The organism is Microbacterium sp. GXS0129, assembly GCF_044769785.1.
GTDB classification, from domain to species: domain Bacteria; phylum Actinomycetota; class Actinomycetes; order Actinomycetales; family Microbacteriaceae; genus Microbacterium; species Microbacterium nymphoidis.
On sequence record NZ_JBIZVZ010000002.1, the window covers coordinates 201,174 to 216,011 of the forward strand.

Genomic DNA, 14,838 nt, shown 5'->3' on the forward strand with positions numbered 1-14,838 from the left:
TTCGGTGCCTATCGTTCCTGTCTCCGCTCCGGGAAAACTCACCGTTCGCGGTGCTCGTGTCCACAATCTCCGCAACGTCGATCTTGATATTCCCCGCGACTCGCTGGTCGTTTTCACCGGGCTTTCGGGCTCCGGGAAGTCGAGCCTCGCGTTCGACACGATCTTCGCCGAGGGTCAGCGCCGCTACGTCGAATCACTGAGCGCGTACGCGCGCCAGTTCCTGGGTCAGGTGGACCGCCCCGACGTCGACTTCATCGAGGGGCTGAGCCCCGCCGTCTCCATCGATCAGAAGTCCACGAACCGGAACCCGCGCTCGACCGTGGGCACCATCACGGAGATCTATGACTACATGCGCCTGCTGTGGGCGCGTGTCGGCGTACCGCACTGTCCCGAGTGTGGCGCGGTCATCGAACGACAGACCGTTCAGCAGATCGCCGACCGTCTGATGGAGCTTCCCGAGCGCACGCGATTCCAGGTGGTGGCGCCGGTCGTGAGCCAGAAGAAGGGCGAGTTCGTTGACCTGTTCCGCGAGCTCGGGGCAAAGGGCTTCTCTCGTGCGATCGTCGACGGCGAGATGATCCAGCTCGCCGAGCCGCCGACGCTGAAGAAGTCCTACAAGCACGACATCGCCGTCGTGGTGGACCGCCTGGTGGCGGGCCCCGACATTCTCGGCCGGGTGACCGACTCCGTGGAGACGGCGCTTGGACTCACCGACGGCATCGTGGCGATCAATTTCGTCGATGAGGAAGGCGACGCCGCCTGGACCTCCTTCTCCGAGAAGCTGGCGTGCCCGAACGGTCATGCGGTTCAGCTCACGGAGATCGAGCCGCGCACGTTCTCCTTCAACGCACCTTTCGGCGCCTGCCCCGCATGCTCGGGCCTGGGCACCCGCATGTCCGTGGACACCGACCTCATGCTCGGCGACGAGGACCTGTCGATCCGCGAGGGCGTCATCATCCCGTGGACGACGCAGGGCAAGGGTCTCTACCAGTACTACGAGCGCCTGCTCGAGGGGTTGTCATCCGACCTGGGCTTCTCGCTGGACACGCCGTGGAAGGACCTCGACGAGAGCGTCCAGGAAGCGGTGCTGCGTGGCGACAACTACAAGGTCACGGTGCGCTGGAAGAACCGCTACGGCCGTGAGATGAAATACTCGTCCGGCTTCGAGGGTGTCGTGCCCTATATCGAGCGGCAGTTCGCCACGGCCGATTCCGACAGCGCCCGCCAGCGGTGGCAGGAGTACCTCCGAGAGGTGCCCTGCCCGGTCTGCAATGGTGCGCGTCTCAAGCCCGAGGTGCTCTCGGTGCTGGTGGCGGGCCGTTCCATCGCCGACATCACCTGGCTGAGCCTCGCCGACGCCTACGAGTACTTCCAGACCGTGCAGCTCACCGAGCGTGAGGCGAAGATCGCCGCACAGGTGCTGCGGGAGATCCGTCTGCGTCTGGAGTTCCTGATCCAGGTGGGCCTGAACTACCTCAATCTGGCGCGCTCGGCCGGCTCCCTGTCCGGTGGTGAAGCACAGCGCATCCGTCTGGCCACGCAGATCGGCTCCGGTCTCACCGGGGTGCTCTACGTGCTCGATGAGCCCTCCATCGGACTGCATCAGCGCGATAACCGCCGCCTCATCGAGACGCTCGCCAAGCTGCGTGATCTCGGCAACACTCTCATCGTGGTGGAGCACGACGAGGAGACCATTGAGGCGTCGGACTGGATCGTCGACATCGGTCCGGGTGCCGGCGTGAACGGCGGGGCTGTGGTGCACTCCGGCCCCTACGCCGAACTCCTCGCCGAGAAGGAGTCGATGACCGGCGACTACCTGTCTGGCCGGCGCAGCATCGAGACGCCGAAGAAGCGGCGCAAGCTCGACAAGAAGCGACAGATCAGCGTGGTCGGCGCGCGTGAGAACAACCTGAAGAACGTCACGGCCACGTTCCCGCTCGGCGTCCTCACCGCGGTCACCGGCGTGAGTGGGTCGGGCAAGTCGTCGCTCGTGAACGACATCCTCTATCGGGTACTGGCCTCGCGGCTGAATGGAGCCCGCACGGTGCCGGGCAAGCACACGCGCGTGACGGGACTCGACAACCTCGACAAGGTGGTGCACGTCGATCAGGCGCCGATCGGTCGCACTCCGCGCTCCAACCCGGCGACGTACACGGGTGTGTTCGACCGCATCCGCACGCTGTTCGCGGAGACCACCGAGGCGAAGGTGCGCGGCTACCAGCCGGGCCGGTTCTCCTTCAACGTCAAGGGCGGCCGCTGCGAGGCATGCTCCGGCGACGGCACGATCAAGATCGAGATGAACTTCCTCCCCGACGTGTACGTCGCGTGTGAGGTGTGTGGCGGCAAGCGCTACAACCGCGACACGCTGGCCGTGCACTACAAGGGCAAGAACATCGCCGAGGTGCTGGAGATGCCCATTGCCGAAGCCGCCGTGTTCTTCGAGCCGATCCAGGCGATCCACCGCTACCTGCAGACGCTGGTCGATGTGGGGCTCGGGTACGTGCGCCTCGGACAGTCCGCCACGACGCTCTCGGGTGGTGAAGCGCAGCGCGTGAAGCTGGCCACCGAGCTCCAGCGTCGCAGCAACGGACGCAGCATCTACGTCCTGGACGAGCCGACGACGGGTCTGCACTTCGAAGACGTCCGCAAGCTCCTGGAGGTGCTCAACGGCCTCGTGGACAAGGGGAACACCGTCATCGTCATCGAGCACAACCTCGACGTCATCAAGTCGGCGGACTGGATCATCGATCTCGGCCCCGAGGGCGGCTCGGGCGGTGGCGAGATCATCGCCACCGGAACGCCTGAGCAGGTCGCGAAGGCGGAGGGCAGCCACACCGGCGCGTTCCTTGCCGAGGTCCTCAAGCGCGACGGCGAGCGCGCGGGGCGCTGATGGCCGACGAACTGCCGTACCGCCCGAAGGCGGGGGAGATCCCGACCAATCCCGGGGTCTACCGCTTCCGGGATGCTTCTGGGCGGGTCCTTTACGTGGGCAAGGCCAAGAGCTTGCGCCAGCGGCTGTCGAACTATTTCGCGCCGCTGCGCACCCTGCACGAGCGCACTCGCCGCATGGTCACCACCGCATCCAGCGTGGAATGGACGGTGGTCGACTCCGACGTCGAGGCGCTCCAGCTGGAGTACATGTGGATCAAGGAGTTCGATCCGCCCTTCAACGTCCGCTACAAGGACGACAAGTCGTACCCGTTCTTGGCGATCACCCTGGCGGACGAGGCGCCACGGGTGATCGTCACGCGCAACCACCGCATTCCCGGTGCTCGCTATTTCGGCCCGTACCCGAAGGTGTGGGCCGTGCACGACACGATCGACCAGATGATCCGGATCTTCCCGATCCGCACCTGCAGCGACGCGAGCTACCGCAAGGCCATGCAGACGGGGCGGCCCTGCTTCCCGGGGCAGATCGGCAAGTGCGGCGGACCCTGCTCGATGAAGGTGACCATCGAGGAGCACCGGGCGGTCGTGGACGAGTTCATCGCGTTCATGAACGGCGGCGACCAGCGGGTGCGTCGGGATCTGACCGAGAAGATGGCAGCGGCCGCCCTCGCGATGGACTACGAATCGGCCGCCGTGTTTCGCGACCGCATCGCGTCCGTGGACGCGGTTCTGAGCCGTAGCGCCCTGGTGCTGGCCGAGAACGAGGACGCGGACCTGTTCGGCATCGCGGAGGACGAGCTGTCGGCCGCAGTGCAGCATTTCATCGTGCGGGGTGGCCGTGTACGCGGTGTGCGTGCCACGACCATCGAGAAGGAGATCGACATCTCCGGGGCAGAGCTGGTCGATCAGCTTCTGCAACGCGTCTACGGAGACGCTGCCGCCGCCGACATCCCCCGCAAAGTCCTGGTGCCCGAGCTCCCCGAGGATGCCGAGCAGCTGGAGCAGTGGCTCGAGGAGCGGCGCGGCAAGCGCGTGTCCGTGAAGGTCGCCCAGCGCGGCCGCATGGCCGACCTACTGCGTACGGCGACGACGAACGCGCAGCAGGCGCTCATCCTCCACAAGACGCGACGCACGAGCGACTACGTCGCGCGCACCCAAGCACTCACGGACCTGCAGGAGGCGCTCGGTATGGCCGAGGCGCCGTTGCGGATCGAGTGCTTCGACATCTCTCACCTCTCCGGCACCAACGTGGTGGCGTCGATGGTGGTGTTCGAGGACGGGCTGCCCCGCAAAGACCAGTACCGGACGTTCTCGATCACCGAGACCACCGACGACACGGACTCGATGTACCAGACGCTCATGCGTCGTCTCGCTCGGCTGGATGAGCCGGTCGAGCCCGAACCCGCGGGCGAGGACGGAGAGGAGGCCCCGCGCAAACGCCGTCGGTTCTCCTATCCGCCCCAGCTGCTGATCGTGGACGGCGGTCAGCCCCAGGTGGCCGCTGCCGCGCGCGCCCTCCGCGATTCCGGGCGCACGGACATCGCGCTGTGCGGCATTGCGAAGCGGCTGGAGGAGATCTGGCTGCCCGATGACGACTTTCCCGTGATCCTCCCGCGTACCAGTGAGGCGCTGTATCTCGTTCAGCGGCTACGTGACGAGGCGCACCGGTTCGCCATCACCCACCAGCGCCGCAAGCGTAAGCGCGGCATCGCAACGGTACTGAGCGAGATCCCCGGACTGGGAGAGGCGCGGATCAAGCTCCTGCTCAAGCACTTCGGCTCGGTGTCACGGTTGCGCTCGGCCACGCCGGACGAGATCGCCGAGGTGAACGGCATCGGTCCCGTGCTGGCTCGCACCATCCACTCGCATCTCACCCTCGATGCGCCACCTGCCACGACCGCTGAGGAGCCGGCCGCAGATCGGTAGCATGGTCGTGAGCGAAGGAGAACCCGTGGCTGATCCCCAGGCCGAACACGTGAGCACTGGCGTGACCGGTGCCGCGGACCCCGAAGAGGAATCGGGCGGCCAGAGCGAGGTCCTGATCGTCACCGGGATGTCGGGTGCCGGCCGCTCGACCGTGGGCAACGCGCTGGAGGACCTCGACTGGTATGTCGTGGACAATCTTCCTCCCCAGATGCTCAAGCCGCTGCTTGACCTCTCACTGATCGGCAACTCGGGGCTTCCGCGTGTGGCGGCGATCACCGATGTGCGGGGCCGGGATCTGTTCCGCCAGCTCCCGGAAGTCATGCGCGAGCTTCGCAACCGCAGCGATGTGCGCCTCGTCTTCCTGGATGCATCGGACGAGGTTCTGGTGCGACGATTCGAGTCGGTTCGTCGGCCCCATCCCCTGCAGGGCGACGGCACCCTCCTGGACGGCATCCGGCTGGAGCGGGAGCGTCTGCAGCCCATCCGGGAAGCGTCGGACATCGTCATCGACACCTCGGCCTTCAACGTGCATCAGCTCGCCACCCAGGTGTCGGATCTGTTCAGCGAGGAGGGGAGCGCGAAGCACACCCTCACGGTGATGAGCTTCGGGTTCAAGTACGGCGTGCCCACGGACACCGACTTCGTCGCCGACATGCGTTTCCTGCCGAATCCGTTCTGGATCGATGAACTCCGCCCCCTCACAGGCGAGGACGCCGCGGTTTCCGAGTATGTCCTCGGCCAGCCCGGCGCTCAGGAGTTCATCGAAGCGTACGAGAAGGCGGTCTCGATCGCCCTGGAGGGCTATCAGCGGGAGAACAAGTCCCATTCGACCATCGCGATCGGGTGCACCGGCGGCAAGCATCGTTCGGTGGCGACGGCGATCGAACTCGCCCGGCGGCTGTCATCCCACCCCGGTCTGGCCGTGCGCCTCAAGCATCGGGACCGGGGTCGCGAGTAAGCTTGATCCTCTGCGCCACCGCGCAACCCTGAATCATGATTTCTTGACCGGAAACGGTCGAATGTGAGGATCACATCGTGTCATTGACCGCCGACGTCAAGGGCGAACTCGTCGCCATTCGCGATCCGCGGCCGACCGTCCGGGCAGCCGAACTGACTGCCATTCTGCGCTTCGCAGGCGGACTGCACTCGATCGCCGGTCGAGTAGCCGTTGAAGCCGAAGTCGATGCCGAAGTGCTCGCCCGTCGCGTGACCCGCGACCTGGTCGAGCTCTACGGCGTTCGTCCGGACGTCGCCCATATCCAGTCGTCGAGTGCCCGTACGGGCAATCACTTCGCCGTCCGCGTCATCGAAGGCGGTGAGACGCTTGCTCGCCAGACGGGTCTGCTCGATCAGCGCCGCCGCCCGGTGCGCGGGTTGCCCAACCGTCTCACGACCGGTTCGCGGGCCGATCTCGCCGCCATCTGGCGCGGCGCGTTCCTCGCGGCCGGCACGCTCACCGAGCCGGGCCGCTCCGCGGCGGTGGAGATCAGCTGCCCGTCGGGAGAGGCCGCCATGGCCCTCGTGGGCGCGGCCGGCCGGCTGGGGGTCGCCACGAAGGCTCGCGAGGTCCGCGGCGTTCCCCGTGTCGTCGTCCGCGACGGCGAGGCGATCCGCGCGATCCTCGCGATCATGGGCGCTGAGCGCACCGCTGCCGCGTGGGACGAGATGCGTCAGCGCCGCGAGGTGCGCGCCGGAGTGAACCGGCTCGTGAACTTCGACGATGCGAACCTCCGCCGCTCCGCGCAGGCCGCCGTGGCGGCGTGCGCACGAATCGAGCGGGCGCTGGAGATCCTCGGCGATGAGGTGCCCGATCACCTGAAGCAGGCCGGCGAGCTGCGACTCGCGCACCGCGATGCCAGCCTCGACGAACTGGGCCACCGCGCCGACCCACCGCTGACCAAGGACGCCGTCGCCGGTCGAATCCGTCGCCTGCTCGCCATGGCCGACAAGCGCGCGGAGCAAGACGGGGTGCCGGGCACCGAAGCGGCTGTGCCCACGGGCGCGGTCGACTGAGACCCCTCCTGACGAACCCCGCCGACGCTGTGCCCAGCATCGGCGGGGTTCGTCGTCGCCGGGCGTCATCTGGCAAGCCCGCGGCCCTCGCGCCGGTGGATTTCACTAGGATGAGACTTGTCCGGCCCCGGCCCTTCCGGTCTCCCGGGGCGAATAAGCGCCCTCGTGGCGCAGACAGGAAGAAGTGAAGAATGGCGACGTACACGCTGCCCGAGCTGACCTACGACTACTCGGCTCTGGAGCCCAGCATCAGCGGGGCGATCATGGAGCTGCACCACTCCAAGCACCACCAGGCGTACGTGACGGGCGCGAACACCGCGCTCGAGCAGCTGGCGGCCGCTCGCGAGAAGGGCGACTTCGCGAACATCAACAAGCTCGAGAAGGACCTCGCGTTCAACCTCGGTGGTCACACGAACCACTCCATCTTCTGGACCAACCTCTCGCCCAACGGTGGCGACAAGCCGGTGGGCGACCTCGAGGCCGCCATCACCGATCACTTCGGCTCGTTCGATGCATTCCAGGCGCACTTCACCGCCGCGGCTCTCGGCGTGCAGGGCTCCGGATGGGCAGGTCTGTTCTGGGACTCCATCGGCCAGAACCTGATCATCCAGCAGTTCTTCGACCAGCAGTCGCAGTTCGCCGCGGGCTCCGTGCCGCTGCTGCTGCTGGACGTCTGGGAGCACGCTTACTACCTGGACTACAAGAACGTCCGCGCCGACTACGTGAAGGCGTTCTGGAACATCGCCAACTGGGAGAACGTCCAGCAGCGCTTCGAGGTCGCGCGCACGCAGACGAACGGCCTGCTGGTACTGTCGTAAGCGGCGCGGCGTCCCGACGGGGGCGACCCCGCCGGGACGCCGATGTCCCCGATCTGAATCCATCAACGCGCGCGAGCGCATTCATCTCTCAGGGAGACCTACGTGTCTGTCAAGATCGGTATCAACGGCTTCGGCCGTATCGGGCGCAACTACCTCCGCGCGGCTCTCGCGCAGGGTGCTGACCTCGAGATCGTCGCGGTGAACGACCTCACCGACAACAAGACCCTCGCTCACCTCCTCAAGTACGACTCGATCACGGGCCGGCTGGACCAGGACGTGACCTACGACGAGAACTCGATCACCGTCGGTGATCGCAAGATCCTCGTGTTCGAGGAGCGCGACCCCGCGAACCTCCCCTGGGGCGAGCTGGGCGTCGACATCGTCATCGAGTCGACGGGCCGCTTCACCAAGGCGGAAGACGCACGCAAGCACATCGCTGCCGGCGCGAAGAAGGTGCTGATCTCGGCCCCCGCGTCGGGCGAGGACCGCACCATCGTCATGGGTGTCAACGAGAACACCTACGACCCCGAGAACGACGTCATCATCTCCAACGCGTCCTGCACCACGAACTGCCTGGCGCCGCTGGCCAAGGTGTTCAACGACGAGTTCGGCATCGAGCGCGGTCTGATGACCACCGTTCACGCGTACACCGCCGACCAGAACCTCCAGGACGGACCGCACAGCGACCTGCGTCGTGCGCGTGCCGCCGCCGTGAACATCGTTCCGACCTCCACCGGTGCCGCCAAGGCCATTGGTCTGGTCATGCCGGAGCTGAAGGGCAAGCTCGACGGCTTCGCGCTGCGCGTTCCGATCCCCACCGGCTCGATCACCGACCTCACCATCGAGGCATCGCGCGAGGTCTCGGTCGAGGAGATCAAGGCCGCGTACAAGAAGGCTGCCGAAGAGGGTCCGCTCAAGGGCATCCTCAAGTACACCGAGGACGAGATCGTCTCCAGCGACATCGTCACCGACCCGCACTCGTCGATCTTCGACGCGGGCCTGATCCGCGTGATCGGCAACCAGGTGAAGCTGTCCAGCTGGTACGACAACGAGTGGGGCTACTCGAACCGCCTCGTCGACCTGACCGAGTACGTCGCGGAGAGCATGTAATCCATGGGCCTGCGAACCCTCTCCTCGCTCGGCGATCTCGCCGGCAAGCGCGTCATCATCCGCTGCGATCTCAACGTCCCGCTGAAGGACGGTGTGATCACCGACGATGGTCGCGTGCGCGCATCCCTGCCCACGCTGAACGCTCTCATCAACCAGGGTGCACGCGTCGTCGTGTGCTCTCACCTGGGGCGCCCGGAGGGCGCTCCGGACGAGCGCTACAGCCTCGCCCCCGTGGCTCAGCGGCTCTCGGAGCTGCTCGGCAAGCCGGTGGCCTTCGCACGCGACACGGTGGGCGAGTCCGCCACCGACGCCGTGGCGAGCCTTGCCGACGGTGACGTCGCGGTGATCGAGAACCTCCGGTTCAACCCGGGGGAGACCAGCAAGGATGCCGGCGAGCGAGAGGAGTTCGCAGGCCGCCTCGCGTCTCTCGCGGACGTGATGGTGTCTGACGGCTTCGGCGTCGTGCACCGCAAGCAGGCGAGCGTCTACGAGCTCGCCCGCACCCTTCCGTCGGCAGCCGGCCTGCTGATCGAGAAGGAGCTGGAGGTCCTCGACCGGCTCACGGAGAACCCGGAGCGCCCTTACACAGTGGTGCTGGGTGGTTCGAAGGTGAGCGACAAGCTCGGCGTCATCGACCACCTCCTTCCGCGTGTCGATCGTCTTCTCATCGGCGGCGGCATGCTGTTCACCTTCCTCAAGGCCGAAGGCCACGAGGTCGGCGCCAGCCTCCTCGAGCAGGACCAGCTGGACACCGTGATCGGGTACATCGCGAAGGCGAAGGAGCTCGGCGTCGAGCTCGTCCTCCCCACCGACGTGGTGGTCGCGGACAAGTTCGCCGCCGACGCCGCACACGAGGTTGCCGCAGCGGACGCCATCGAGTCGACGAGCTTCGGTGCTGCCGGGATCGGCCTCGACATCGGTCCGGTCACGGCAGCCGCATTCTCTGAGGCGGTGCGTGGCTCGCGCACGGTCTTCTGGAACGGCCCGATGGGGGTGTTCGAGTTCCCCGCGTTCGCGAACGGTACCCGCGCGGTCGCCGAGGCCCTGACCGCGGTCGACGGGCTCAGCGTGGTGGGCGGCGGCGACTCCGCTGCTGCGGTGCGCCAGCTCGGTTTCTCCGATGACCAGTTCGGTCACATCTCCACGGGTGGCGGCGCCAGCCTGGAGTTCCTCGAAGGCAAGAAGCTTCCCGGACTGGAGGTCCTCGGATGGGCGTGAGCGCTCGTACCCCGCTGATCGCGGGCAACTGGAAGATGAACCTGGATCACCTCCAGGCGGTGGCGTTCGTGCAGAAGCTGCACTGGACGCTGAAGGATGCGAAGTTCGAAGAGGGCTCGGTCGAGGTCGCGGTGTTCCCGCCTTTCACCGACATCCGCAGTGTGCAGACGCTGATCGACGCCGACAAGATCCCGTTTGCGCTCGGCGCACAGGACATCTCGAAGCACGATTCGGGCGCGTACACCGGCGAGGTCTCGGGAGCGTTCCTCGCGAAGCTGCAGTGCGGTTACGTGATCATCGGTCACTCCGAGCGGCGCGAGTACCACAACGAGACCGATGAGGTCGTCGCCGCCAAGACCCGTGCGGCCCTCAAGCACGGCATCGTGCCTGTGATCTGCGTGGGCGAGACCGCGGAGGACCTGGAGAAGCACGGCGCTTCCGCCGTGCCGGTCGCACAGCTGGCCGCGGTGCTCGAGGGTCTGGACAGGAAGTCCGACATCGTCGTCGCCTATGAGCCCGTCTGGGCCATCGGCTCAGGCCAGGCGGCCACCCCGCAGCAGGCTCAGGACGTGTGCGCTGCCCTGCGCGGCGTCATCGCCGACAAGCTGGGACCGGACGCGGCAGCACGCACGCGTGTGCTGTACGGCGGCTCGGTGAAGGCGGCCAACATCGCCTCCTTCATGCGCGAGCCGGATGTCGACGGCGCACTGGTGGGAGGCGCGAGCCTCGTGGTTGACGAGTTCGCCGCGATCGCCCGCTACCAGAAGCACGTCGGCGTCTGACGGCGCGGGCTTCGCGCCCGCTCCGCTCGGCCCCGTATACTGAACGTTCATGCGGTGATTCCTGCCGCGCTCGAAAGGCTGCAACCAAAGTGGAAATTCTCCAGTTCGTGCTGCAGGTGGTGCTCGGCATCACCAGTCTCGCGCTCACCCTTCTGATCCTTCTGCACAAGGGTCGCGGTGGCGGTCTGTCGGATATGTTCGGCGGCGGAACAACGTCGGCCATGGGATCGTCCGGGTACGCGGAGCGCAACCTGAACCGCCTCACGATCATTCTGGCGCTGGTTTGGTTCGGCGTGATCGTCGCGCTCGGTCTGCTGACGAAGTTCGGTCTCTGATGGCGACCGGAGGTAACGCCATCCGCGGCAGCCGCGTCGGCGCCGGCCCGATGGGCGAGCAGGATCACGGATTCCACGCCGAGCGCATCGCGGTCTCGTACTGGGATGCGCTGGGCAACGAGACGGTTCGCTACTTCGCAGCGGGCGTTCCCGACGAGGAGATCCCGGAGACCATCGACAGCCCCCATTCGGGGTTGCCGGCTGGTCGCGACAAGGAGAACCCTCCGATGATCGCGAAGCCGGAGCCGTACAAGACGCACCTGGCCTACGTGAAGGAGCGCCGCACCGAGGAGGAGGCGGTCTCGCTTCTCGACGACGCCCTCGCGGCACTGCGCGAACGTCGCGGTCAGTAACAGACAGCATCATCCGAAGGGGCGGCCACCGATCGTGGCCGCCCCTTCGGCGTCTGTGGCAGCACGGACGAAAGCCCCGCCGACGGTGAAACGCCGACGGGGCTTTCAGAGTTCTCAGCCCGTGGCTCAGAACTCCGGGTCGATGAGCTCAGGAGGAACCTCGCCGGCGGCCGACTCATCCGTGATGATGATGGTGCGGTGAGTGCCCTTCGCGCCGGCGGCGGGAACGCTTGCATAGCTCGCGCCCGCGAGAATGAGTCCGAGGGCTCCGGCCTTCTCCGCGCCCGAGATGACCATCCACACACGGGTGGACGAGTTGATCACCGGACGCGTCAGCGTAATGCGCTCGGGCGGGGGCTTGGGCGAGTCACGAACCGCGAGGACGGTGCGATCCGTCACGCGAACCTCATCGCGGTCGGGGAAGAGGGAGGCGATGTGGCCGTCCGGCCCGACGCCGAGGAGAGTCACGTCGAACGTCGGCCACGGGCGCTCGTCGGTGCCGAACCGGGCGAGCTCCTGCGCGTACCAGTCGGCCGCAGCGTCCAGATCCCGTCCGTCGTCCGCCGCCGGCATCTCGTGGACGTTGGCAGCCGGGATCGGCAGGGCGTCGATGAGTGCCGCGCGAGCCTGCACGGCGTTGCGATCTCCATCGGTGCGCGCGACAAACCGCTCATCGCTCCACCAGAGGTGCACCCGATCCCAGTCGATCATGGCCACGGCGGGCTGCTGTGCCGCCGCGGCCAGGACGGCGATTCCCATGGTGCCGCCGGTGAGCGAAACGTGGACTTCGCGGTCTTCGACGAGACCGAGCACGATTTTGCCCAGGAACCGGCTCGCGACGCTGGTCGCGAGCGTCGCCGCATCGGGGGCGACGACGACTCTCTTCTCGGACATATGCCTACCTCTGCGCGGTGGCGGCGGGACCCAGCTGGGCCCAACCGTCGCTGATCACTCGACCATACAAGACGTCCGCGTCCAGGCGACGCAGCTCCTCGGCGAGGCACTCGCGCACCGTGCGGCGGGGAAGCAGCAGCTCGTGGTCGGGCTGGCCGGGTTGCGTGAGCACCGCGACTCCCGGCTCCGGGCGCTCGAGCACGATATCGCCGGAGGCGCGCGTGAGGCGGACGGACTTGATGCCCTCGCCCCAGCTGTCGCGGGGCTGATAGTGCCAGACCACATCGCAGTCGAGCTTGAGCTTCAGCCACGCGGCCAGGAGCCCGGTCGACGGGGAGTCGTCGGCTCCCTGCACCTCCACCGCCGTGATGGACTCGTACGGCGGCTGGTCCAGCACCGCTGCCAGCTGTTCGCGCCAGTGTGTGAGCCGAGTCCACGCCAGGTCGGTGTCGCCGGGGGAGTAGGACGGTCCCAGCAGCGAGACGCGATCCACGTCCTGCGGGAGCGTGGACGCGTCCGTGATGCGCCGCTGTGCGATCCGGCCCAGCGGGGACTCAGCCGGGGCCGCCGGCGGGTTGTCCGGCCACCACACGACCACCGGTGCATCCGGCAGGAGCAGGCCGGTGACCAGGCTCTCCTCGTTGGATGCTGCGGCACCCGACGCGGACAGCACGATGACCTCGCTCGCTCCGGCGTCGCCGCCGACGCGGATCTGAGCGTCCAGTCGCGATGCCGCCTCGGGGTCTGTGGTGACGACGATCACCCGCATGGGGTGCTCACGCGAAGCGTCGTTGGCGGCCTCGATGGCCTCCTCCATCACTTCGGCGCGGGTCGCGATGATGAGGGTGAGGACGCGGCCGAGAGCGACAGCGCCGCCCTCCTCACGCACCTTCACGAGGGTCTTGGCCACCGCAGACACGGTGGTTTCGGGCAGATCGACGATCACGGGCGCCTCCAGACACGTCCGTCGCGGGCCAACAGCGCGTCGGCCGATGCGGGACCCCACGAGCCGGGGCCGTACTGTTCGAGCGGACCGCCTTCGGCAGCCCAGAACTCCTCGATCGGGTCGAGGATCTTCCAGGAGAGCTCGACCTCCTCGTGCCGCGGGAACAGCGGCGGGTCACCGAGAAGCACGTCCAGGATGAGACGCTCGTACGCCTCGGGGCTGGCCTCGGTGAAGGCGTGGCCGTATCCGAAGTCCATGGTCACATCACGCACGTTGGTGCCGGCACCCGGCACCTTCGAGCCGAAGCGGATGGTGACGCCCTCGTCGGGCTGGATACGGAACACGAGCGCGTTCTGGCCCAGCTCCGCGCTCTGCGCGCGGGAGAACAGGTGCTCGGGGGTGCGCTTGAAGACGACGGCGATCTCCGTGACACGACGGCCCAGTCGCTTGCCGGTGCGCAGGTAGAACGGGACGCCGGCCCAGCGGCGGGTGTTGATCTCGAGCTTGATGGCGGCGAAGGTCTCTGTGGTCGACTGCGGGTCCATGCCGTCCTCGTCGAGGAAGCCGTGCACCTCTTCACCGCCCTGCCAGCCGCCGGCGTACTGACCGCGCGCGGTCGCCGCGCCGAGGTCCTCGGGGAGGACGACGGCTGCGAGCACCTTTTCCTTCTCGGCTCGCAGGTGCTCGGCCTCCAGGCTGATCGGCTCCTCCATCGCGGTGAGGGCCAGCAGCTGCAGCAGATGGTTCTGGATGACGTCGCGGGCGGCGCCGATTCCGTCGTAGTAGCCGGCGCGGCCGCCGACGCCGATGTCCTCGGCCATCGTGATCTGCACGTGGTCGACGTAGTTGCGGTTCCAGATCGGCTCGTACAGCTCGTTGGCGAAGCGCAGCGCGAGGATGTTCTGCACCGTCTCTTTGCCGAGGTAGTGATCGATGCGGAAGATCGAGTCGGCCGGGAAGGCGGACTCCAGCGCCTCGTTCAGAGCGCGTGCCGATGCGAGATCGTCGCCGAAGGGCTTCTCGATCACCACGCGACGCCAGTGGTCGGGGTCCTGCGTGCCGTCGACGAGGCCCGACTCACGCAACTGGGTGGTGACGACGGGGAAGTCCTTGGGCGGGATGGAGAGGTAGAACGCGTGGTTTCCCATCGTGCCGCGTTCGACATCCAGAGCGTCCACGGTGGCTTTCAGACGTGCGAACGCGTCCGGGTCGTCGAACGTTCCCTGGACGAAGCGGATGCCCTGTGACAGCTGGTTCCAGGTGTCCTCGCGGAACTCGGTACGGGCGCCGGCCTTCACCGCGTCACGCACCACCTGGGCGAAGTCCTGGTCTTCCCACTCGCGGCGTGCGAAGCCGACCAGCGCGAAGCCGGGTGGCAGCAGACCGCGGTTGGCGAGGTCGTAGACGGCGGGCATGAGCTTCTTGCGGGACAGGTCGCCGGTCACGCCGAAGATCACGAGGGCGCTGGGCCCCGCGATTCGGTTGAGGCGCCGGTCATCGGGGTCGCGCAGCGGATTGTGCCCGCGCGAGATCGATGCGGTCATCGGGGGAAGA

13 protein-coding genes are annotated in these 14,838 nt (G+C 67.2%); 10 read left to right on the top strand and 3 right to left on the bottom strand.

Annotated elements, in window-relative coordinates; genetic code table 11:
* Positions 1-4: 4 nt before the first annotated feature.
* From uvrA to ACIQJ5_RS07375, 10 genes are all read left to right on the top strand, one after another.
* Positions 5-2,890 carry an excinuclease ABC subunit UvrA gene (uvrA, locus tag ACIQJ5_RS07330; RefSeq protein WP_402842424.1) on the top strand — a complete coding sequence of 962 codons (2,886 nt, stop codon included), beginning with the start codon at positions 5-7 and terminating at the stop codon, positions 2,888-2,890.
* Positions 2,890-4,815 carry an excinuclease ABC subunit UvrC gene (uvrC, locus tag ACIQJ5_RS07335; protein ID WP_402842427.1) on the top strand — a complete coding sequence of 642 codons (1,926 nt, stop codon included), beginning with the start codon at positions 2,890-2,892 and terminating at the stop codon, positions 4,813-4,815. The genes uvrA and uvrC overlap by 1 nt, the downstream gene beginning before the upstream one ends.
* Before the next feature lies 1 nt (position 4,816).
* A complete protein-coding gene (gene rapZ / locus ACIQJ5_RS07340; protein WP_372459770.1) occupies positions 4,817-5,773 on the top strand; it encodes an RNase adapter RapZ in 957 nt (318 codons plus the stop codon).
* Between the two features lie 77 nt (positions 5,774-5,850).
* Positions 5,851-6,828 carry a DNA-binding protein WhiA gene (gene whiA / locus ACIQJ5_RS07345; RefSeq protein WP_231090022.1) on the top strand — a complete coding sequence of 326 codons (978 nt, stop codon included), beginning with the start codon at positions 5,851-5,853 and terminating at the stop codon, positions 6,826-6,828.
* Between the two features lie 191 nt (positions 6,829-7,019).
* Positions 7,020-7,646, top strand: coding sequence for a superoxide dismutase (locus ACIQJ5_RS07350; protein ID WP_231090023.1), 627 nt, complete (start codon positions 7,020-7,022; stop codon positions 7,644-7,646).
* A 102-nt stretch (positions 7,647-7,748) separates the two neighbouring features.
* Positions 7,749-8,756, top strand: a complete 1,008-nt coding sequence (gene gap / locus ACIQJ5_RS07355; RefSeq protein ID WP_231090024.1) for a type I glyceraldehyde-3-phosphate dehydrogenase — start codon at positions 7,749-7,751, stop codon at positions 8,754-8,756.
* 3 nt (positions 8,757-8,759) lie between these two features.
* Positions 8,760-9,974, top strand: a complete 1,215-nt coding sequence (locus ACIQJ5_RS07360; RefSeq protein WP_231090025.1) for a phosphoglycerate kinase — start codon at positions 8,760-8,762, stop codon at positions 9,972-9,974.
* The gene (gene tpiA, locus ACIQJ5_RS07365) at positions 9,965-10,756 is read left to right on the top strand and encodes a triose-phosphate isomerase (protein ID WP_231090026.1); all 792 of its coding nucleotides are present in this window, start codon (positions 9,965-9,967) and stop codon (positions 10,754-10,756) included. The genes ACIQJ5_RS07360 and tpiA overlap by 10 nt, the downstream gene beginning before the upstream one ends.
* Positions 10,757-10,845: 89 nt before the next feature.
* Positions 10,846-11,091, top strand: coding sequence for a preprotein translocase subunit SecG (gene secG, locus ACIQJ5_RS07370; protein ID WP_231090027.1), 246 nt, complete (start codon positions 10,846-10,848; stop codon positions 11,089-11,091).
* Entirely contained in the window at positions 11,091-11,444 is a 354-nt protein-coding gene (locus ACIQJ5_RS07375) for an RNA polymerase-binding protein RbpA (RefSeq protein ID WP_231090028.1), read from the top strand. The genes secG and ACIQJ5_RS07375 overlap by 1 nt, the downstream gene beginning before the upstream one ends.
* Before the next feature lie 126 nt (positions 11,445-11,570).
* Here the strand turns inward: ACIQJ5_RS07375 and pgl are convergent, their stop codons facing one another.
* The 3 genes from pgl to zwf are packed head-to-tail and all read right to left on the bottom strand — an operon-like array spanning position 11,571 to position 14,828.
* Positions 11,571-12,338, bottom strand: coding sequence for a 6-phosphogluconolactonase (pgl, locus tag ACIQJ5_RS07380; protein ID WP_402842435.1), 768 nt, complete (start codon positions 12,336-12,338; stop codon positions 11,571-11,573).
* 4 nt (positions 12,339-12,342) lie between these two features.
* Positions 12,343-13,284 carry a glucose-6-phosphate dehydrogenase assembly protein OpcA gene (locus ACIQJ5_RS07385; RefSeq protein ID WP_231090030.1) on the bottom strand — a complete coding sequence of 314 codons (942 nt, stop codon included), beginning with the start codon at positions 13,282-13,284 and terminating at the stop codon, positions 12,343-12,345.
* Positions 13,281-14,828, bottom strand: coding sequence for a glucose-6-phosphate dehydrogenase (zwf, locus tag ACIQJ5_RS07390; protein ID WP_231090031.1), 1,548 nt, complete (start codon positions 14,826-14,828; stop codon positions 13,281-13,283). Before zwf ends, ACIQJ5_RS07385 begins: the two co-directional genes overlap by 4 nt.
* Positions 14,829-14,838: the final 10 nt, after the last annotated feature.